Raw genomic sequence first — 19,679 nt, 5'->3', positions numbered from 1 at the left:
TAGGCCCCAAAGGGTAAAGAGGGCGTTAGCGGTCGAACGGATTCTTGGGGCTGCGAAGGCTCATCCGGAGCGGCACCGGCCCCAGTTTAAGGTCGCGGCGCATCGAGTTGAGCAGGTAGCGGCGATAGCTTTCGGGCAGATTGTCGACCCGGCTGCCGAATACCACGAAGGTCGGCGGGCGGCTCTTGATCTGGGTGATGTAGCGAAGCTTGATCCGCTTGCCGCCCGCGGCCGGCGGCGGATTGTCCTCGACCGCGCGCTCGAACCAGCGGTTGAGCTCGCCGGTGGTGACCCGCCGGTTCCAGTTGGCGCGCAGCTCGAACGCCGCCTTGACGATCTGGTCGATGCCCTTGCCGGTCTTGGCCGAAACGGTGAGGACGGGCACGCCCTTCAGCTGGCTAAGGCCCTCCTCGAGCGCGGCCTTGACCCCGTTGAACAGCGAGGACGCATGTTCGGCGACGTCCCACTTGTTGAGCGCGATCAGCAGGCAGCGACCCTCATCGACCACTTCGTCGGCGATGCGCAGGTCCTGCGCCTCGAGGCCGCGGGTGGCGTCGAGCAGGAGGACGACGACTTCGGCCATGTCGATCGAGCGGCGGGTGTCGGCGGCCGACAGCCGCTCGAGCTTGTCGTCGACCTTGGCGCGCTTGCGCAAGCCGGCGGTGTCGACCAGCCGGATTTCGCGGCCTTCCCACTGCCAGTCCATCGCGATGCTGTCGCGGGTGATGCCGGCCTCGGGTCCGGTGATCATCCGCTCCTCGCCGAGCATCTTGTTGACCAGCGTCGACTTGCCGGCGTTGGGGCGGCCGACGATCGCCATGTGGAGCGGGCGGTCGTTGCTCTCGAGGTCTTCCTCGGGCTCGGGCTCGACGTGCTCGCGCTCGAGGAAGGGGCGCAGGCTCTCGAACAGGTCGACCACCCCTTCGCCATGCTCGGCCGAGATAGCGATCGGCTCGCCCAGGCCGAGCGCATAGGCCTCCATCCGCCCGGCCTCGCCCTGCCGCCCTTCCGCCTTGTTGGCGGCGACGATCACCGGCGCGTCTTCGGCGCGCAGCCAGTTGGCGATTTCCTCGTCGAGCGGAGTGACCCCTTCGCGCGCGTCGATCAGAAACAGGGCGACGTCGGCCTCGCGCACTGCGGCCTCGGTCTGGCGCCGCATCCGGCCGGGCAGGCTGGCGGGATCTTCGTCCTCGAAGCCGGCGGTGTCGAACACCCTAAAGTCCATCCCGAGGAGCGTCGCGTCGCCCTCGCGCCGGTCGCGGGTGACCCCCGGCCGGTCGTCGACCAGCGCGATCCGCTTGCCCACCAGCCGGTTGAACAGGGTGGATTTGCCGACATTGGGTCGGCCGACGATGGCAACGGTGGGCAGGGGCATGGCCGCGGCCCTAGCGCATGGACGGCAATTCGACCACCGCCGCCGGTCGACGGACGCTTGACCGCTCCGCCGGCGCGCCTAGCGTGCGCCGCTTCTCCTTCTCCACGCGGGGTACCATGCGTCACCATCTTTTCTTGCTGTCGTTGCCGATCGCCGCTTTCTCGAGCATCGGAATTGCCGCCCCCATGACTGCCGCCTCGACCGCCGCGCCGAGCGCGCTCGCCTATCCGCAGACCCGCCGCGAGAATGTCAGCGACACCATTTTCGGCACCGTCGTCGCCGACCCGTATCGCTGGCTCGAGACCGACGCCCGCAACTCGCCCGAGGTGCGCAATTGGGTGAATGCCGAGAACGGCGTCACCAACGCCTTCCTCGCCACCCTCCCCGGCCGCGACACGCTCAAGGCGCGGATGACCGAGCTCTACAATTACGAGCGCACCGCGACCCCGGTGAAGAAGGGCGGCCGCTACTTCTACCAGCGCAATACCGGCCTGCAGAACCAGTCGCCGCTCTACGTCCGCGACAGCCTCAACGGGCGTGAGCGGCTGCTCGCCGACCCCAACACGTGGAGCAAGGATGGCGCCACCGCGCTCGCCGAATGGACACCGAGCGAGGACGGCAAATATCTGCTCTACTCGGTCCAGGACGGCGGCACCGACTGGCGCACGGTCAAGGTGATCGACGTCGCCACCGGCCAGCCGACCAGCGACGAGATCAAGTGGGTCAAGACGAGCGCCGGCGACTGGATGAAGGACGGCTCGGGCTTCTTCTACACCCGTTTCCCCGAGCCGCCGGCGGGCGCCACCTTCCAGGCGACCAACGAGAACAGCACCATCTACTTCCACAAGCTCGGGACGCCGCAGAGCGCCGACCGCAAGGTCTATGCGACCCCCGACCTGCCCAAGCGCGGGCATTATGGGATGGTCACCGAGGACGGGCGTTACCTGTTGATCCTCACCACCGAGGGCACCGACAACCGCAACGAAGTACGGGTGGTAGACCTGAAATCACCCAACTGGACCCCGCGCACGCTGATCGGCGGGCTGACCGACGAATGGAGCCCGATCGGAAGCCGCGGCACCACCTTCTATTTCCAGACCAACAAGGGTGCGCCGCGATTGAGCGTCGTCTCGCTCGACATCGCGCAGGCCAATCCGCAGCCGCGCACGGTGATCGCCGAGCAGGCGGCGACGCTCGACGGGGTCAATCTGGTCGGCGGGCGGCTGATCGCCTCCTATCTCGAGGACGCCAAGTCGGCGGTCCACGTCCATGATCTGAACGGCAAGCTGGTCCGCACCGTCGCGCTGCCCGGGCTAGGCACCGCCTCGGGCTTCGGCGGCGAGGACAAGGACAATGAGACCTTCTTCGCTTTCTCGAGCTTCAACCGCCCGACCACCATCTATCGCTATGACGTGGCGAGTGGGCAGGCGACGCCGTGGGCGAGCCCGAAGCTGACCTTCAACCCCGACGACATCACCGTCGAGCAGCGCTTCTACAATTCCAAGGACGGCACCCGCGTGCCGCTGTTCATCGTCCGCAAGAAGGGCACCACCGGCCCGGCGCCGACGCTGCTCTACGGCTATGGCGGGTTCAACATCTCGCTGACGCCGAGCTTCTCGCCGACCCGCCTCGCCTGGGTCGAGCAGGGCGGCGTGTGGGCGCAGGCCAACATCCGCGGCGGCGGCGAGTACGGCAAGGCGTGGCACGACGCCGGCCGCCTCAGCCACAAGCAGAACGTGTTCGACGACTTCATCGCGGCGGGCGAATATCTCAAGGCGCAGGGCATCACCGGGGCCAACCAGCTCGCGGTCGAGGGCGGCTCCAACGGCGGCCTGCTGATCGGCGCGGTGGTCAACCAGCGGCCAGACCTGTTCGCCGCCGCCCACCCCGCGGTCGGCGTCATGGACATGCTGCGGTTCGACCGCTTCACCGCCGGGCGCTACTGGGTCGACGACTATGGCTATCCCAACAAGGAAGCCGACTTCCGCACACTGCTGACCTATTCGCCCTATCACAACATCAAGACGGGGGTGCGCTATCCGGCGGTGCTGGTGACCACCGCCGACACCGACGACCGCGTCGTCCCGGGGCATAGCTTCAAGTACATCTCGGCGCTCCAACACGCCGACCCCAACGGCCAGCCGCACCTCATTCGGATCGAGACCCGCGCCGGCCACGGCTCGGGCAAGCCGACCGACAAGATCATCGAGGAAAGCAGCGACGTGCAGGCGTTCCTGGCGAAATACACCGGCCTCGCCATCCGCTAAGTTCGGGGCTTCGCTCGGGGCGGTTCGCATGACATGATGCGGCCGCCCCAATCGAGGAGTGAAGCCGATGTTTCGTGAATTCCGGGCTTTTATCGCCCGTGGCAATGTCATGGACCTGGCCGTCGCCGTGATCATCGGCGCCGCCTTTGCCGCCATCGTCAGCTCGCTGACCGACGACATCATCATGCCGCTCCTCGGCAAGGTCGCCGGCGGCCTCGACTTCTCGAGCTATTTCGTGCGGCTGGGCGACATTCCCGCCAACTACACCGGCTCGCCGACCGACTATGCCGCGCTCAAGAAAGCGGGCGTCGCGCTGCTCGGCTACGGCGCCTTCATCACCGCGGTGATCAAGTTCGTCATTCTGGCCTTCCTGATCTTCCTGCTGGTCAAGGCCGCCAACCGCGCGATGGGCCGCAAGGTCGAGGACGCCGCCCCGGCGGAAGAGATCCTGCTCCTCCGCGAGATCCGCGACTCGCTCAAGCGCTAGGCTAAAAGCGCCCGCACTGATTGGGTGCGGGCCGCCCCGCGAAGCGGTCGCGGATCCAGGCGATGGTCTGGGTCGCGCTCTGCTTGGCCGACGACGCATGGTCGCCGCCGGGGAGCCCGAGGTAGCTCACCCGCACCCTGCTGGCGCACATCTTCTGGGCGAAGGCGCGGGTGACCGCCGACGAGACGATCGGATCGGTCGCGGTCTGCGCGAACATCACCGGCACCCGGCTGCTCGGCGTCGGGCTGTTCGAGCGGATGTAGTTCGACCAGGGCGACAGGGTGGCGAGGTCGGTTCGCTTCAGATCTTGCCGCATCGCCAGCATCCCGAGGATGGCACCGAGCTTGGGCTTGCTGCCGATCACCACGCAATTGCCGGCAAAGCGCTGGATGATCCCCGGCGTGCGCCGCGCCCCCACTTGCAGCGGGATTCCGTAGACCTTGGACCAGCTGTCGAGGGCCAGGGCCATCAGGAAGGTGCGCGCATTGGCGTCGCTCGCCTGGCGGAGGTTGGCGCCGAGATCGGTCGGCGGCGCCGCCGCCGCCACCCCGACCAGTTCGAGCCCGGCGCCGGCCGAACTCGCCAGCTGGCCGGTCCACAGCGCCGCATGGCCGCCCTGGCTCTCGCCCCACACCGCGAAGCGCTTGCCCGCCGCCGCGCCCGGGATGCCGCCGGCGGCGCGGACCGAATCGAGCACCGCCCGCGCCGTCGCCGGGCCGACCAGGAACGGATGCGGTCCGGGACTGCCGAGCCCGATATAGTCGGGGGCCACCACCACATAGCCCTGGCGCACCGCCACCGTCGCCGCGGTGGCATTGAAGAAATTGGGGCTGAGCGAGGGCGCGCATTTCTCGGCCGAACCCCAGGCGCCGTGGGTCCACGCGATGACGTTGCGCTTTGCCGCCGGCACCGCTTCGCGCGGGGCCATGACGATCCCGGTCGCCTCGCGCGGCCGGCCACGGGTGTCGGTGGTCAGGTAGCGGATCTTCCACGCCTGCACGCCGGCGGGGGTCTCGGCCATCGGCTCGGCGGCGATCAGTTTGCCGGCCTGCGCCAGCGCAGGGCTGGCAGCGGCAATGGTAGCCAATGCGACGGCGACGCGAAACCGGTTACCCATAATGACCTCCGTGGCTGTTACGACCTCACAACAATCGGAACCGAAACGATGTTCGCGGGCTTAGGTGGGTGACCCAGGCTGCGCTGAGCCGGATCGTCGCACGCACCTGAACGGAGGGCAACCAGCCCTTCAGTCCGGGTGCAGAACGATTCGCCGACAAGGCCGACTGTCGGCGGGAGGGCCCGCCTGAGTGCATAAGGAGTGAGGCCATGAAGGCTCTTCGTTCGATTGTAATCGGTGGCGCGGTTGCCGCTGCCGCCACCGTCGGTCTCGCGGCCCCCGCCGCGGCGCAATATTATCCCGGTGGCGGCTATAATTACGGCTACGGCGGCGGCGCGGGCGACGTGATCGTCGGCTCGATCCTCAACAACATTCTGCGCGGCACATGGAACGGCGGCGCCTACCAGTACAACGGCTTCGATTATGGGCCGGAGCGCTATGCGGTGAACCAATGCTCGCGCGCGGCCGAGCAGCGCCTCAACGGCGGCTATGGCGGTTATAACCGCTACGGCAATTGGGGCGGCGGCGGCGCCCGCGTGACGCAGATCGAATCGGTCCAGCGCACCGGCAAGGGTAACATCCGCGTTCACGGCTGGGCCGGGGTTGCCGGCTTCCGCGGCAATTACGGCGGTTATGGCGGTGGCTACGCAGGCGCCTACAACGGCGGCACCCCCGACGTGTGGTTCAACTGCAAGGTCGACGTCCGCAGCGGCGGGATCAGCGACCTCCAGTTCCAGCGTCGCCGCTTCAACGCCTACGGCTATCGCTACTAAGCGCCGCCTCAGGTGACAAAGGAGTGCGCGGGCCCTAGGGGTCCGCGCACTTTTTCGTTGCACGAAAGGCGCCCCCTCACGTGACCCTGCAGCCGGCCGAAACCCTCCTCATCGTCGATTTCGGCAGCCAGGTGACCCAGCTCATCGCCCGCCGCGTGCGCGAGGCCGGGGTCTATTGCGAGATCGCCCCCTTCAAAGCCGCCGAAGAGGCGTTCCACCGGCTCAACCCCAAGGGCATCATCTTCTCGGGCGGCCCGTCCTCGGTCACCTGGGAGGACAGCCCGCGCGCCCCGCAGGTGCTGTTTGACAGCGGGCTGCCCCTGCTCGGCATCTGCTACGGCCAGCAGACGCTCCACCAGCAATTGGGCGGCACCGTCGTCACCTCCGACCAGAAGGAATTCGGCCGCGCCTTCATCGAGGTGGTCGCCCCGTCCGCCCTGTTCGACGGCCTGTGGCAGGTCGGCGAGAAGCACCAGGTGTGGATGAGCCACGGCGACCGGGTCGAGAGCCTCGCCGAGGGCTTCTCGGTGGTCGCTTCCTCCGAAGGCGCCCCCTTCGCCATCGCCACCGACGAGGCTCGCCGCCGTTACAGCCTGATGTTCCACCCCGAGGTGGTCCACACCCCCGACGGCGGCAAGCTGCTCGCCAACTTCGCGCGCCACATCTGCGGCTGCGGCGGCGAGTGGAGCATGGAGGCTTACCGCCAGGCCAAGATCCGCGACATCCGCGAGCAGGTCGGTTCGGGCAAGGTCATCTGCGGCCTGTCGGGCGGGGTCGACAGCGCGGTCGCCGCGGTCCTCATCCACGAGGCGATCGGCGAGCAGCTTACCTGCGTCTTCGTCGACCATGGGCTGATGCGTGCGGCCGAAGCCGAACAGGTCGTCTCGCTGTTCCGCAACAGCTACAATATCCCGCTGGTCCATGTGGAGGCCGAGGAGCTGTTCCTGGGCGGCCTCGCCGGAGTCAGCGATCCCGAGGCCAAGCGCAAGTTCATCGGCAAGACCTTCATCGACGTCTTCGAGCATGAAGCGAAGAAGATCGGCGGCGCCCAGTTCCTTGCGCAGGGCACGCTCTATCCCGACGTGATCGAGAGCGTCAGCTTCACCGGCGGGCCGTCGGTGACGATCAAGAGCCACCACAATGTCGGCGGCCTGCCCGAGCGGATGAACATGCAGCTGGTCGAGCCGCTGCGCGAGCTGTTCAAGGACGAAGTGCGCGAGCTTGGCCGCGAGCTCGGCCTTCCCGAAGCCTTCGTCGGCCGCCACCCCTTCCCCGGCCCCGGCCTCGCCATCCGCATCCCGGGCGAGGTCTCGAAGGAGAAGTGCGACATCCTCCGCCGCGCCGACACCATCTACCTCGAGGAAATTCGCAACGCCGGTCTCTACGACGCCATCTGGCAGGCGTTCGCGGTGCTGCTCCCCGTCCGCACCGTCGGCGTGATGGGCGACGCGCGCACCTACGACTATGTCTGCGCGCTGCGGGCGGTGACGAGCGTCGATGGGATGACCGCCGACGTCTACCCGTTCAGCAGCGAATTCCTCAGCCGCGCCGCCACCCGCATCGTCAACGAGGTCAAGGGCATCAACCGGGTGGTCTACGACTATACGTCGAAGCCCCCCGGCACGATTGAATGGGAGTGAGCCTGGACTCAGAACCGTCCGGGGGACGGTTCTGGCCAGCTCACTCGGCCGGCAGGCCGCCCCTCAGCGCGGCTTCACCACCTCGCCGTCTTCCTTGGTGAAGCCCTCGGGCTGCCGGTCGAGCAACTCGAGCACCTTCTCCGACGGCCGCGCCAGTGCGGTGCCCTTGGGCGTCACCACGATCGGCCGGTTGACCAGGATCGGGTGCGCCACCATCGAGTCGAGGATCGCATCGTCGCTGACGCCGTCGTCGAGCAGGCCAAGCTCCTCGGCGGGCGTGCCCTTGGCGCGCAGGATGTCGCGCGGCCCCGCACCCATGGCAGCCAGGATCTCCTCGATCTGCGGGCGGGTCCAGCCCACTTTCACATAGTCGACGACGGTGGGCTCATACCCCGCCGCCTCGATCATCGCGAGCGCGTTGCGCGAGGTGCCGCACTTGGGGTTGTGATAGATGGTGATGGGAAAGTCGCTCATGGCCGCGTCTCCTGCCCGAACAGCCAGCGACCGAGCAAGCCGCCGAGAACCGCGCCCACCAGCTGCCCGCCAATGAACAACGGCACCGATGCCGGGGCGATGCCGGCGAAGGTGTCGCTGAGACTGCGCGCAAGCGTCACCGCCGGGTTGGCGAAGCTGGTCGAGGCGGTGAACCAGTAGGCGCTGGTGATGGTGAGGCCGACGATCAGCGGGGTGGCGTCGGGCCGGAAGCGCAGCGAACCGAGGATCGCCAGCACCAACGTGAAGGTCGCGACGACCTCCGACCAGCCCTGCCCGCTCGCCGCGCGCAGCTTGGTCGAGACCTGCCAGACGGGCTCACCGAACATCAGATGCGCCGCCCAGACGCCGAGCACCGCGCCGAGGAGCTGCACCGCTGCATAGGCGAGCGCATGGCCGGCACCGATCTCGCGCCGCAGCCAGAAGACCAGGGTCAGCGCCGGGTTGAAGTGCGCGCCCGACAGCGGCCCGAAGATGGTGATCAGCACGACCAGCCCGGCGCCCGTCGCGAGCGTGTTGCCGAGGAGGGCGATCGCGTCGTTGCCGCCGCTCAGCCGCTGCCCCATGATGCCCGAGCCGATCACGATCGCCAGCAACAGCGCGGTGCCGAGCGCCTCGCCGGCCAGCCGCTTGCCCAGCGGAAAGGGTTCGAGCGGCGGCTCGAGGCTGGCGCGATCGGCGGTCTCGTTCGTCATGAGGCCGCGCTAGAGCGCGCTCGTTACGCTGCCAAGACGAACTCTTGCCCTGCCCGGGCATCTCCCTCACCTAAGACCTTCACCAGCCGGCGGAGCGCGAATACATGGAATCGATCGGCGACGACCTGACGGCGATGCGGCCGGTGCCGTTCCGCGAGGAGGAGCTGGCGGCAATGCGCGCGGTCGGGGCGGAGCGCACCTATGAGGCGGGCGAAACCGTCCTCGCGGCCGGCGCCCCGCAGGATCGCTTCGTGCTGGTGCTCGACGGCGAGATCGAGGTCGTCGACCCCGACACCAATTTGCGGATGATGGAATCGGTGCTGCGCGCCGGCCAGTTCATGGGCGAGCTCAGCTTCCTGAGCGGCGCGCCGATGACGATTCCGATGCGCGCCAGCATGGCCACCCGCACGCTCGAGGTGCCGCGTCCGGCAATGCTGACCCTGATGGGGCAGGTCCCCGAAATCTCCGACCATGTGCTGACCGTGTTCGCCGCCCGCCGCCGGATGATCGTCGCCGAGGGACGCAGCAGCGTGGTGCTGTTCGGGGTCGACGAGGACGTCGGGATCAACCGGATCGCGAGCTTCCTCTCGCGCAACCGCATCGCCTTCCGCACCGCCCCGCCCGCCGACGGTCCGGGCGGCCGCCCCGGCGTCACCTTCGCGGGTGAGCCGATCGTGCCCCCGACCACCCGCTGCCTCGCCGAGCGCCTCGGCCTCCACATCGAGCCGGGTCATGGCGAGCAGCTCGACCTGCTGATCGTCGGCGGCGGGCCGGCGGGGGTCGCCGCCGCGGTCTATGCCGGTTCGGAGGGGCTGAGCGCGCTGGTGGTCGAGGACAGCGCGATCGGCGGCCAGGCCGGGACCAGCAGCCGGATCGAGAATTACATGGGCTTCCCGACCGGCATCTCGGGCGCCGACCTCACCTTCCGCGGGCAGATCCAGGCGATGAAGTTCGGCACCCGTTTCGCCATGCCGCGGCGGGTCGAGGGGCTGGAAAAGACCGCCGACGGCTTCTGCGCCACGCTCGATGACCGCACCACTTTGTGCGCCCGCGCGATCCTGGTCGCGACCGGGGTCCAGTACCGCCGCCTGCCGATCGACCGGCTCGAGGAGTTCGAGGGCGCCGGCGTCTATTATGCCGCGACCGAGATGGAGGCGCGCTTCTGCCGCGAGACCGAGGCGGTGGTGATCGGGGGCGGCAACAGCGCGGGCCAGGCGGCGATGTACCTGTCGCGGACCGCGCGCCACGTCCATTTGCTGGTGCGCGGCTCTTCGCTCGCGGCGAGCATGAGCGCCTATCTGCGCGACCGGCTTGAGGCCGACCCGCGGATCACCATCCATTATCACAGCCAGCTCGCCGGGCTCGAGGGCGAGGCGCATCTGTCGGCGGTGCGGATCGACCGCGCGGGCGGCGAAGAGACGCTGCCCGCCTCGGCGCTATTCATCATGATCGGCGCCGCGCCCAACACCGACTGGCTGTCGGGACTGGTCGAACTCGACCCCAAGGGCTTCGTCCGCACCGGGCGCGAGGTCGGCGGCGGCAGCGGGTTCGAGACCTCGCACCCCGGCATCTTCGCGGTCGGCGATGTCCGCGCCGGGTCGGTCAAGCGGGTCGCTTCCTCGGTCGGCGAAGGCTCGGTGGTGGTGAGCAGCATCTGGAGCCACTTGAACCCGCCGCCGGCGCACACCGGCATCGGCGGGTGAGTTAACGGGTAATCGCCCGTTTACCAGTGACTTGACGGACGCTCCCGGCTCGGCTGGATCGGCGGATATGCGCGCTCTTTTCACGACCTCGCGGCTTGCCGCCCTGCTCGTCGCCAGCCTGCTCGCCGGCTGCGCCACCGCTCCGCGCCAGGTCGTCCAGGCCCCGCCGCCGGCGGTCGCCGAACTGCCATACAAATGGACCAACGGCTTCGCCCCCCAGGCGCGCAAGGATGCGCTGGCGACCTTCGGGCCGATGGCGATGCGGCCCGGCGACTATCGCTTCGCCGCGACCATCCCCGACGGCGATGCCCGCGTCGTCATCGACCTGCTCACCCAGACCTTATACGTCTACAAGGGCGAGGCGCTGGTCGGAGTGTCGACCATCTCGAGCGGAAAGAAGGGCCGCGAGACCCCGCTCGGTTTCTGGGCGGTGATGAACAAGAAGGTGAAGGGCTACAGCCGCAAGTACGACAATGCGCCGATGCCGTTCATGCAGATGTACGACAGCAAGGGCATCGCCTTCCACGCCGGCCCGCTGCCCGGCTATCCTGCCAGCCACGGCTGCGTGCGGTTGCCGTACAAGTTCGCCGAGAAGCTCTACGGGCTGACCAAGCTCGGCACCAAGGTCGTCATCGAGGGCTGAGCTCCTGCCCCCGCCATGAACAATGTTTCATGGCGATTCCACCTCGTAAACAAGCCGGTGCGACTACATCTTTGCCCTGACGAGATAGGTTCGTCCGGCGAAGACTCCCTTCGTTCTAAGCCGGTCGAGCCTCGCTGCATCCCGTCGGGCGGGTGTTGGGACACCCCCTGTTTCCAGCTTGCCTGGCGGGATGCAGCATGTTTCCAGTTTGGCCGGGCATTGTTACAGTCATGCACCAGGGTGCGGTTCGAGAGGTGGCAATGGGCCGCAAAATTCTGATCGTTGAGGACGACGCCGAGACGGCGGCCTACCTGACTCGCGGGTTGAGCGAGGAGGGGCATAGCGTCGAGCATGCCGCCAACGGCCAGGACGGCCTCTACCGCGCCACCGACGGCCAATTCGACCTCATCATCCTCGACCGCATGCTGCCGGGCCTCGACGGGATCGCGGTGTTGAAGGCGCTGCGGGCGGCGGGGCTGACGACGCCGGTGCTGGTGCTCTCCGCGCTGGCCTCGGTCGGCGACCGGATCGACGGGCTGGAAAGCGGCTCGGACGATTATCTGGTCAAGCCTTTCTCCTTCGCCGAGCTGCTGGCGCGCGCCAATGCGCTGCTCCGCCGCAGCGAGGCGCGGGTCAACGTCGACCCCAAGCTGACCGTCGCCGATCTCGAAATCGACCCGCTCGCGCGCAGCGTCCGCCGCGCCGGCAAGAAGCTCGACCTGAAGCCCCGTGAGTACCTCCTGCTCGAATATTTCGCCCGCAACGCCGGGCGCGTGGTGACCCGCACCATGCTGCTCGAAAAGGTGTGGGACTATCACTTCGACCCAGGGACGAACGTCATCGACGTTCACGTCAGCCGCTTGCGCCGCAAGCTCGACGACGGGTTCGAGAAGCCCCTGCTGCACACGGTGCGCGGCGCCGGCTACATGCTCGCGGCGTAAGCCAGGCACGTGCCGATCACGCTGCGCATCGCCCTGTTCGCGGGGCTGCTCGCGCTGGCGTCGAACCTGGCCGTCATCGGCTTCGTCAACTTCCGCACGCACGACGAAATGTCGTCGAGCCGCGTCCAGCAGGAACAGGAGCAGGGCGAGGCGCTGGCCGACGTCTACCGCAGTCGCGGCCTCGGCGGTTTGCGCAATGCGGTGGTCGACGCCGACCTGCAGAACGATCCGCAGGCGGTGGTCGCGATCCTCGACCGCGACGGCACGCCGCTGGTGGGGTCGCTGGGCGCCGAGCCCGAATGGAAAGACGGCCCCAAGGAAGGCTATCTCACGGTCAAGGTCCACCTGCGCGGCGACTCGGTTGCCCGTGAGGCATCGGTCCGGCTGGTCCCGATCGACGGCCAGCACTGGCTGCTGACCGGCCGCTTGACCGGCGAGGAGATTGCGGTCCGCGACATCCTTGAACGCTCGCTGCTGATCGGCCTCGCCATCGCGGTGCTGCTTGGGCTGCTGACCGGCGGGCTGCTCGCCCAGTTCGTCGAGCGACGGGTGCGCGACATCGTCGGGGTGACCAGCGCCTTCGGGGCCGGGGACTTCGCCCAGCGGCTGGCCGCGCCGACCACCGGCGGCGACGCCTTCGCCGGCCTGTCGCGTCAGATCAACCACATGCTCGACCGCATCGCCACGCTGATGGAGGAGCTCAGGATGCTCACCGACAGCCTCGCCCACGACCTGCGCTCACCGGTCAGCCGACTGCGCTCGGCCGCCGACGCAGCGGTCAATGCGAGCGACGAGCGCGAGCGCGACTTCCTCCTCGGCAACGTCATCGCCCAGGCCGATTCGCTGATGCGCGTGCTTACCACCGTGCTCGAGATCGGCCGCTCCGAATCGATGACCGCGCGCAGCCAGTTCACCCGCTTCGATCCCGACGAGCTCGGCCGCGAGCTGGTCGAGATGTACGAGCCGGTCGCCGAGGAACAGGGCGTCACCCTGATCTTCGACGGCGCCGCGCGGGTGCCGACCCTCGCCGGTCACCGCCAGTTGCTCGCTCAGGCGCTCAGCAATTTGATCGAGAATTCGCTCGCCTACGGCGCCGCCGGCGGCCAGATCCGCGTCTTCATCGCCGGCGACGGGGACGTGTTGCGGATGGGCGTCGCCGACCGCGGCCCCGGCATTCCGCCTGAGCGCCTTGAAGAAGCCCGTCGCCGGTTCGGCCGCCTCGACCCCAGCCGCTCACGGCAGGGCGCCGGCCTCGGCCTCGCGCTGGTGCAGGCGATCGCCCACCTCCACGACGGCAAATTGGTGCTGAGCGACAATCGCCCCGGGCTCAACGCCGAGCTCGAGCTGCCGCTTGCCCGCAAGAGCGACGCCGCCGCCTAAAGGACGAAGGGCGGCTCCGCGCGGACGGCGGCGTGCTGCGAGCGCAATTCGATCTCGCGCATCTTCTTGAAATGGAGCGAGCTCAGCTGGAGGTGGGCGCGGGCGACGCGGATCGCGCTGCTGGCAAGCCCGAGGTTGAGTTCGCGATTGGCGCGGCTGCGATGATAGTCGAGTTCCTCATCCATGAGCGTCTTATAGACGCGCCAGATGGCACCACGGTGGACCTGGCGTGACCACTCGAAGACTCCGCGCGACGGTTACGCTAGAGACCTTGCGCCATGAGCACCTTCACCCTCGACACCGCCACCAGCAGAGCCACTCCGTCACCGGTCCCCGGCAAAAGAATGACCGTGCCGGGCCTCAAGGGCCGCAAGACCGAAGGCGTCACCGCCGAGCCGATCGTCATGCTGACCGCCTACACGATGCGGATGGCGCAATTGCTCGATCCGCATTGCGACCTGCTGCTGGTCGGCGACAGCCTTGGCCAGGTGATCTACGGGTTGCCTTCGACGGTGCCGGTGACGCTCGAGATGATGTGCGCGCACGGCGCCGCGGTGGTGCGCGGCAGCTGGCACGCGCTGGTCGCGGTCGACATGCCGTTCGGCAGCTACGAGGCCTCACCCGAGCAGGCGTTCGAAAGCGCGGCGCGGGTGATGAAGGAGACCGGCTGCGCGGCGGTCAAGCTCGAGGGCGGCGAGGCGATGGCGCCGACCGTCCGCTTCCTCACCGAGCGCGGCATTCCGGTGATCGGCCATGTCGGCCTGACCCCGCAGGCGGTCAACGCGCTCGGCGGCTACGGCGCGCGCGGCCGCAACCAGGCCGAGGCCGCCAAGATCAAGGCCGACGCCAGCGCGATCGCCCAGGCCGGGGCCTTCACCATCGTGGTCGAAGGCGTGCTCGAGGACATCGCCACCGAGGTCGCGGGAGCGGTCGAGCCGCCGGTGATCGGCATTGGCGCTTCGGCTAGGTGCGACGGCCAGGTGCTGGTGACCGAGGACATGCTCGGCCTGTTCGAGCGCACCCCGCGGTTCGTCAAACGCTACGACGATCTCGCCACCCGTATCACCGAGGCGGTCGCGACCTATGCCGGCGAAGTGCGCGAGCGCCGCTTCCCCACCGCCGACCAGACCTATCGCCCCAAGGCGTGAGGCGGCCGCCGGCGCTCCCCTTTGCCTCGCGCGCAAAAGCCTCTAGACGCGCTTCGCTGCCAAGCTTCTGTTCATCCGCGCTCGGGTGAAGAGGGTGTGGCGACCGTTCTTCTGATCATCTGAAAGTCCGCATCCTTGGCTCTGGCTCCCGGCGAAACCAACGAAAGCTTCATCCGCGAAGTCGACGAGAATCTGCGCCGCGACCAGGCCGAGAATTTCGTCAAGCGCTACGGCAGCTGGCTGATCGGCGCACTCGTGCTGTTCATCATCGCCGCCGGCGCCTTCCTGTGGTGGCAGGAGCATCAGCGCCAGCAGGCGGCCGAGCAGAGCGAGAAATTGCTGGCCGTTCTCAACGACGTCTCGTCGGGGCGTAACGGCAAGCCGGTGCAGGACCAGCTCCAGGCGATCGCCGACAGCGGCAACGACGAATATAGCGGCCTGGCGCAGATGATCCAGGGCGCGCTGGCGCAGAGCAATGGCGACCGTGCCAAGGCGCTCGCCTCCTACAAGGCGGTCGCCGACGACAAGGACCAACCGCAGTCGGTCCGCGATGCCGCGCTCATCCGCCAGACCGCCATCGAATTCGACAGCCTCAAGCCCGACGACGTGATCGCCCGGCTCCAGCCGTTCGCGCAGCCCGGCAATCCGTGGTTCGGCACCGCCGGCGAGATGACCGGCGCCGCGCTGCTCAAGGCCAATCGCAAGGCCGAAGCGGGGCGGATGTTCGCCCGCGTCGCGCAAGACAATCAAGTTCCGGGCGGCATCCGCTCGCGGGCGCTGCAACTCGCCAGTTCGCTGGGCGTGGACGCCGCCAGCGGGCTCGTCGCCGGCCAGTAAGGATCAGCACGGACGTGACCCACATGAAGAAGAGCCTCGTCGGAGTGATGATCGCGGCCGCGCTCTTGAGCGGCTGCAACACCTTCAAGGGCCACCCCAAGAAGACACCGGTGGTCGGCAACCGGACCTCGGTCCTCACGCGCGACGCCGACATCGCGGTCGATCCGGCGACCGCTGCGGAGGCCTTTTCGCTGCCCGACGCGACCGTCAACACCGACTGGCCGCAGCCTGGCGGCACGCCGAGCAAGGCGATCGGCCACGTCGCGCTGCCCGCCAGCCTGCACCTCGCGTGGAGCGCCAGCGTCGGCGGCGGTGACCGCCCCAACGAGCGGCTCGCGGCGGCTCCGGTGGTCGACGGTGGCAAGGTCTTCACCATCGACACCAGCTCGACCGTGCGCGCGTTCGACGCCAACAGCGGCCGCCAGCTGTGGGCGACCCAGTTCGGCACCAGCAAGCGCAACAACGCCTCGCTGTTCGGCGGCGGCGTCGCCGTCTCGAACGGACGCGCCTTCGCCACCAACGGCCTCGGCTATGTCGCCGCGCTCGCCACCGACACCGGCGGGATCGCCTGGACCGTGCGGATGAGCGGCCCCTTGCGCGGCGCACCGTCGGTCGACGGCACCAACGTCTATGTGATGAGCCAGGACAACCAGATCACCTCTTTGAAAGCGGTCGACGGCACCACCAACTGGACCAACCCCGCCAGCCTCGAGATCGCCGGCGTGTTCGGTACCGGCGCCCCGGCGCTCGCCCAGTCGACCGTGGTCGCGGGCTTCAGCTCGGGCGAGCTCAACGCCTACCGCGCCGAGAACGGCCGCACCGTCTGGCAGGACGCGCTCGCGCGGACCTCGATCTCGACCTCGGTCGCGACGCTGTCGGACATCGACGCCTCGCCGGTGATCGACAACGGTCAGGTGTTCGCGGTCGGCCAGGGCGGCCGGATGGTCGCGATCGACCTGCTGTCGGGCCAGCGCATCTGGGAGCTCAACATCGCCGGCATCGCCACCCCCGCGGTGGTCGGCGACTGGGTGTTCGTCGTGACCGATGACGCGCGACTGGTCGCGATCGCCCGAAACACCGGCAAGATCCGCTGGATCACCCAGCTTCCCGGTTTCGTGAAGCCCAAGAACAAATCGGGCGTCATCACTTACGTCGGTCCGGTCGCCGCCGGCGGCCGCCTGCTGCTTGCCAGCTCGACCGGCGCGCTGGTCAGCGTCAATCCCGACAATGGCGCGGTCCAGGGCCAGACCAATGTCGGGGTCGGGGTCCACCTCGCCCCCGTGGTCGCCAACAACGCGCTCTACATCCTCGATGATCGCGCTCGGCTGCACGCCTTCCGCTAAGCGATGAGTGACTCGCCGGGCGAGCGATGGCCTCCGCTGGCGGCGATCGTCGGCGCGCCCCGCTGCGGGACGACCAGTCTCGCCAATTATCTGATGACCCACCCGGCGGTGACCTTCTCGTCGCCGAAGGAGCCGCATTACTTCACCATCTTCGATCTCGACGGGCTGGACGAGGCGACGCTGCGGGAGACCGTCGAGCAGGGCTATTGCGAGCGCTTCTTCGGGCCCGAATGGCGCACGGCCGAGCTGCTGATGGAAGGCTCGGTCTCCTACCTGTTCGGCGCCGATCGCCTCGCCCCGCTGCTCAAGCTGTGGCCCGAGGCCAAATTTATCATCGCGGTGCGCGATCCGATGAAGATGCTCCCCTCGCTTCACCAGCGCTATCTAGTCACCGGGGACGAGACCGCGCCAAGCTTCGCCGCGGCGTGGCGACTGGTGCCCGAGCGCGCCGCCGGCCGCCGCATCCCGTCGAGCACGCTCGACCCGCGGATGCTGCGCTACGACCTCGCCGGAAAGCTCGGCGACGCGGTGGAGCATTTTTTCGCCGTGGTCGGCCGCGAGCATTGCCACGTCGTCGTCCACGACGACCTCGTCGCCCGCCCGGCCGCGGTCTATGCCGACATGCTCGCCTTCCTCGGCCTGCCCGATGACGGCCGCCGCGAGTTTCCGGCGGTGCGCGCGGCGGAGGGCGTCCGCTGGCACTGGCTCCAGCGCCTCCTCCAGCGGCCGCCACTGGTGACGAGCCTGCTCGCCGGCCGCCGGTTCCGGGCGCGCCTCGCCAAGGGGTCGGGCAAGCCGCCCTCTCCCGCCGTCACTGCAGTGATGCGCGCGCGCAAGCGGTTGATCCAGTGGAACGAGGTCCCCGCCCCCAAGGTCGTGCTAGACCGCGCGCTGCGCCAGCAGATTCACGACGCCTTTGCCGCCGACACCGCCAAATTGGGCCGCCTGATCGGCCGCGACCTGTCGCACTGGCTGGCGGTCGACTGACAGGCTTGGCGGGTCGCCGACCCGTATCCCAGATGAACGGCCGCCTCAGTGGGGGTTCAGTGCCGCTCGGCCATTCTCTCCCTTCAGCTTCGGAAGGGAAAAGAAGATGAAGACGTTCAATCGCATGATCGCGGCCACCGCGCTGGCGGCCACCACTGCGACGACGATGGCCGCGCCGGTCGAGGCGCGGACCCATCACAGCCGCCACTACAGCCGCGGCTATCATGGCCGCACGGCCTACGGGTACGCCTACAAGACCTGCCGCCATTCGAATGGCACCGCGGGCCTCATCGCCGGCGGCGTCGGCGGCGCGCTGCTCGGGCGCGGACTGCTCGGCCACGGGCTGCTCGGCACCGCGGCCGGTGCGGTCGGCGGCGCCTTCGCGGGCCGCGCGATCGACCGCAGCATCACCGCCCCGCAGCGCTGCTATTACTACCGCTAAGGGATTGGCGGGCCGGGCGAACCGCCGCGTTCGCCCGGCCCCCGCCTCCCCTTGCCTCCGCGCCCTCTCTTCGCTAGAGGCGCCGCCTCCAGCACATCACTGGAAAACGCCTGCGGGAGGGTGACGCAAGTTGCCCGCCTGAACCGCTAAACTTCGCGTGCCTGGCTGCTATTCGCGGTCCGACACCACAACAACGAGAGTGACATGGCCAAGAAAATTACCGGCTATATCAAGCTGCAGGTGCCGGCCGGCGCCGCCAATCCGTCTCCGCCGATCGGCCCCGCGCTGGGTCAGCGCGGCGTCAACATCATGGAATTCTGCAAGGCGTTCAACGCGTCGACGCAGGAAATGGAAAAGGGCATGCCGATCCCGACGGTGATCACCGTCTATGCGGATCGCTCCTTCTCCTTCGCGACCAAGAGCCCGCCCGCCAGCTTCCTGATCAAGAAGGCCGCGGGTCTCAAGTCGGGCTCGAAGGAGCCGGGCAAGGTCAGCGCGGGCACCATCAAGCGCTCGGCCCTGTCGCAGATCGCCGAGACCAAGATGAAGGACCTCAATGCCAACGACATTGAGGCGGCGACTAAGATCATCGAAGGCTCGGCGCGCGCCATGGGCCTCCAGGTTGTGGAGGGCTAAGCGATGGCCAAGCAGACCAAGAAGCAGAAGAACGCCGTCGGTCAGGTCGACCGTGAGAAGCTCTACGGCGTCGACGAGGCGATCGCGCTGGCCAAGAGCCTCGCCACCTCGAAGTTCGACGAGACCCTCGAGGTCGCGCTGAATCTCGGCGTCGACCCGCGCCACGCCGACCAGATGGTCCGCGGCGTCGTCAACCTGCCCAAGGGCACCGGCAAGACCGTCCGCGTGGCGGTGTTCGCCAAGGGCGCCAAGGCGGAGGAAGCCCAGAAGGCCGGCGCCGACGTGGTCGGGGCCGAGGACCTGATGGAGAGCATCCAGGGCGGCCAGATCGATTTCGATCGCGTCATCGCGACTCCTGACATGATGGGCGTCGTCGGCCGCCTCGGTAAGGTGCTGGGTCCCAAGGGCCTGATGCCGAATCCGAAGCTCGGCACCGTCACCATGGACGTCACCAAGGCGGTCACCGACGCCAAGGCCGGCCAGATCGAGTTCCGCGTCGAGAAGGCGGGGATCATCCACGCCGGCATCGGCAAGTGCTCGTTCGACGCCGCTGACCTGCGCGCGAACTTCGACGCGTTCGTCGACGCGATCGTCAAGGCCAAGCCGGCGGGCGCCAAGGGCAAGTACCTCCAGAAGGCGGCGCTGAGCTCGACCATGGGTCCGGGCGTCAAGCTCGCGCTCGAAGAGATCGCCGGAGCCTAAGCGTCCACGACTGAGCAAGCGAAAGGCCGGGGCGGCGACGCTCCGGCCTTTTTCGTTCATGGGAACGCGTG

20 protein-coding genes are annotated in these 19,679 nt (G+C 68.3%); 15 read left to right on the top strand and 5 right to left on the bottom strand.

From position 1 onward, the window contains the following. Positions 1–25: 25 nt before the first annotated feature. The gene (gene der / locus GCU42_RS13995) at positions 26–1,375 is read right to left on the bottom strand and encodes a ribosome biogenesis GTPase Der (RefSeq protein ID WP_114228449.1); all 1,350 of its coding nucleotides are present in this window, start codon (positions 1,373–1,375) and stop codon (positions 26–28) included. A gap of 116 nt (positions 1,376–1,491) precedes the next feature. Between der and GCU42_RS13990 the strand changes: the two genes are divergently transcribed. Next, positions 1,492–3,642: a prolyl oligopeptidase family serine peptidase gene (locus tag GCU42_RS13990; protein ID WP_205215005.1), complete on the top strand. Its 2,151-nt coding sequence runs from the start codon at positions 1,492–1,494 to the stop codon at positions 3,640–3,642. 67 nt (positions 3,643–3,709) lie between these two features. Next, positions 3,710–4,129 carry a large conductance mechanosensitive channel protein MscL gene (gene mscL, locus GCU42_RS13985; RefSeq protein ID WP_114228647.1) on the top strand — a complete coding sequence of 140 codons (420 nt, stop codon included), beginning with the start codon at positions 3,710–3,712 and terminating at the stop codon, positions 4,127–4,129. Between the two features lies 1 nt (position 4,130). Here the strand turns inward: mscL and GCU42_RS13980 are convergent, their stop codons facing one another. After that, positions 4,131–5,246 (bottom strand): alpha/beta fold hydrolase, encoded by a 1,116-nt coding sequence (locus GCU42_RS13980; protein ID WP_114228450.1) that lies wholly within the window; start codon positions 5,244–5,246, stop codon positions 4,131–4,133. 209 nt (positions 5,247–5,455) lie between these two features. Between GCU42_RS13980 and GCU42_RS13975 the strand changes: the two genes are divergently transcribed. Continuing rightward, the gene (locus GCU42_RS13975) at positions 5,456–6,019 is read left to right on the top strand and encodes a hypothetical protein (RefSeq protein WP_114228451.1); all 564 of its coding nucleotides are present in this window, start codon (positions 5,456–5,458) and stop codon (positions 6,017–6,019) included. Between the two features lie 80 nt (positions 6,020–6,099). After that, entirely contained in the window at positions 6,100–7,659 is a 1,560-nt protein-coding gene (gene guaA / locus GCU42_RS13970; RefSeq protein ID WP_114228452.1) for a glutamine-hydrolyzing GMP synthase, read from the top strand. A 63-nt stretch (positions 7,660–7,722) separates the two neighbouring features. On the opposite strand, the gene arsC is transcribed toward guaA, so the two are convergent. Both arsC and GCU42_RS13960 read right to left on the bottom strand, forming a co-directional pair. Then, complete coding sequence (arsC, locus tag GCU42_RS13965) at positions 7,723–8,133, bottom strand: arsenate reductase (glutaredoxin) (RefSeq protein ID WP_114228453.1); 411 nt, start codon at positions 8,131–8,133, stop codon at positions 7,723–7,725. After that, entirely contained in the window at positions 8,130–8,846 is a 717-nt protein-coding gene (locus GCU42_RS13960) for an MIP/aquaporin family protein (RefSeq protein ID WP_114228454.1), read from the bottom strand. The genes arsC and GCU42_RS13960 overlap by 4 nt, the downstream gene beginning before the upstream one ends. A 104-nt stretch (positions 8,847–8,950) precedes the next feature. Here GCU42_RS13960 and GCU42_RS13955 point away from each other — a divergent pair, with 104 nt between their 5' ends. The 4 genes from GCU42_RS13955 to GCU42_RS13940 all read left to right on the top strand — a co-directional run bounded on the left by GCU42_RS13955 (position 8,951) and on the right by GCU42_RS13940 (position 13,513). Next, entirely contained in the window at positions 8,951–10,549 is a 1,599-nt protein-coding gene (locus tag GCU42_RS13955; protein WP_114228455.1) for an FAD-dependent oxidoreductase, read from the top strand. 67 nt (positions 10,550–10,616) lie between these two features. Beyond that, entirely contained in the window at positions 10,617–11,192 is a 576-nt protein-coding gene (locus tag GCU42_RS13950) for a L,D-transpeptidase family protein (RefSeq protein WP_114228456.1), read from the top strand. Between the two features lie 260 nt (positions 11,193–11,452). Then, positions 11,453–12,133 (top strand): winged helix-turn-helix domain-containing protein, encoded by a 681-nt coding sequence (locus GCU42_RS13945; protein ID WP_114228457.1) that lies wholly within the window; start codon positions 11,453–11,455, stop codon positions 12,131–12,133. A 9-nt stretch (positions 12,134–12,142) separates the two neighbouring features. Then, positions 12,143–13,513, top strand: a complete 1,371-nt coding sequence (locus tag GCU42_RS13940; protein ID WP_114228458.1) for a sensor histidine kinase — start codon at positions 12,143–12,145, stop codon at positions 13,511–13,513. Here GCU42_RS13940 and GCU42_RS13935 read toward each other — a convergent pair. After that, positions 13,510–13,698, bottom strand: a complete 189-nt coding sequence (locus GCU42_RS13935) for a hypothetical protein (protein ID WP_114228459.1) — start codon at positions 13,696–13,698, stop codon at positions 13,510–13,512. The two genes, GCU42_RS13940 and GCU42_RS13935, sit on opposite strands and share 4 nt — an antisense overlap. A gap of 93 nt (positions 13,699–13,791) precedes the next feature. Between GCU42_RS13935 and panB the strand changes: the two genes are divergently transcribed. The 7 genes from panB to rplA all read left to right on the top strand — a co-directional run bounded on the left by panB (position 13,792) and on the right by rplA (position 19,608). Beyond that, positions 13,792–14,661 carry a 3-methyl-2-oxobutanoate hydroxymethyltransferase gene (gene panB, locus GCU42_RS13930; RefSeq protein WP_114228460.1) on the top strand — a complete coding sequence of 290 codons (870 nt, stop codon included), beginning with the start codon at positions 13,792–13,794 and terminating at the stop codon, positions 14,659–14,661. A 135-nt stretch (positions 14,662–14,796) separates the two neighbouring features. Beyond that, the gene (locus GCU42_RS13925; protein ID WP_114228461.1) at positions 14,797–15,498 is read left to right on the top strand and encodes a tetratricopeptide repeat protein; all 702 of its coding nucleotides are present in this window, start codon (positions 14,797–14,799) and stop codon (positions 15,496–15,498) included. Between the two features lie 23 nt (positions 15,499–15,521). Beyond that, complete coding sequence (locus tag GCU42_RS13920; protein ID WP_114228462.1) at positions 15,522–16,841, top strand: outer membrane protein assembly factor BamB family protein; 1,320 nt, start codon at positions 15,522–15,524, stop codon at positions 16,839–16,841. Between the two features lie 3 nt (positions 16,842–16,844). Continuing rightward, entirely contained in the window at positions 16,845–17,828 is a 984-nt protein-coding gene (locus tag GCU42_RS13915; protein WP_114228463.1) for a sulfotransferase family protein, read from the top strand. Between the two features lie 106 nt (positions 17,829–17,934). After that, the gene (locus GCU42_RS13910; RefSeq protein WP_114228464.1) at positions 17,935–18,270 is read left to right on the top strand and encodes a hypothetical protein; all 336 of its coding nucleotides are present in this window, start codon (positions 17,935–17,937) and stop codon (positions 18,268–18,270) included. Positions 18,271–18,474: 204 nt separating this feature from the next. Further along, positions 18,475–18,906, top strand: a complete 432-nt coding sequence (gene rplK / locus GCU42_RS13905) for a 50S ribosomal protein L11 (RefSeq protein WP_114228465.1) — start codon at positions 18,475–18,477, stop codon at positions 18,904–18,906. 3 nt (positions 18,907–18,909) lie between these two features. Further along, positions 18,910–19,608: a 50S ribosomal protein L1 gene (rplA, locus tag GCU42_RS13900; RefSeq protein WP_114228466.1), complete on the top strand. Its 699-nt coding sequence runs from the start codon at positions 18,910–18,912 to the stop codon at positions 19,606–19,608. The last annotated feature ends 71 nt before the right edge of the window (positions 19,609–19,679 follow it).

It is taken from the genome of Sphingomonas ginsengisoli An et al. 2013 (assembly GCF_009363895.1).
Taxonomy (GTDB): domain Bacteria; phylum Pseudomonadota; class Alphaproteobacteria; order Sphingomonadales; family Sphingomonadaceae; genus Sphingomicrobium; species Sphingomicrobium ginsengisoli.
This window is presented reverse-complemented; position numbering and strand designations above follow the sequence as displayed.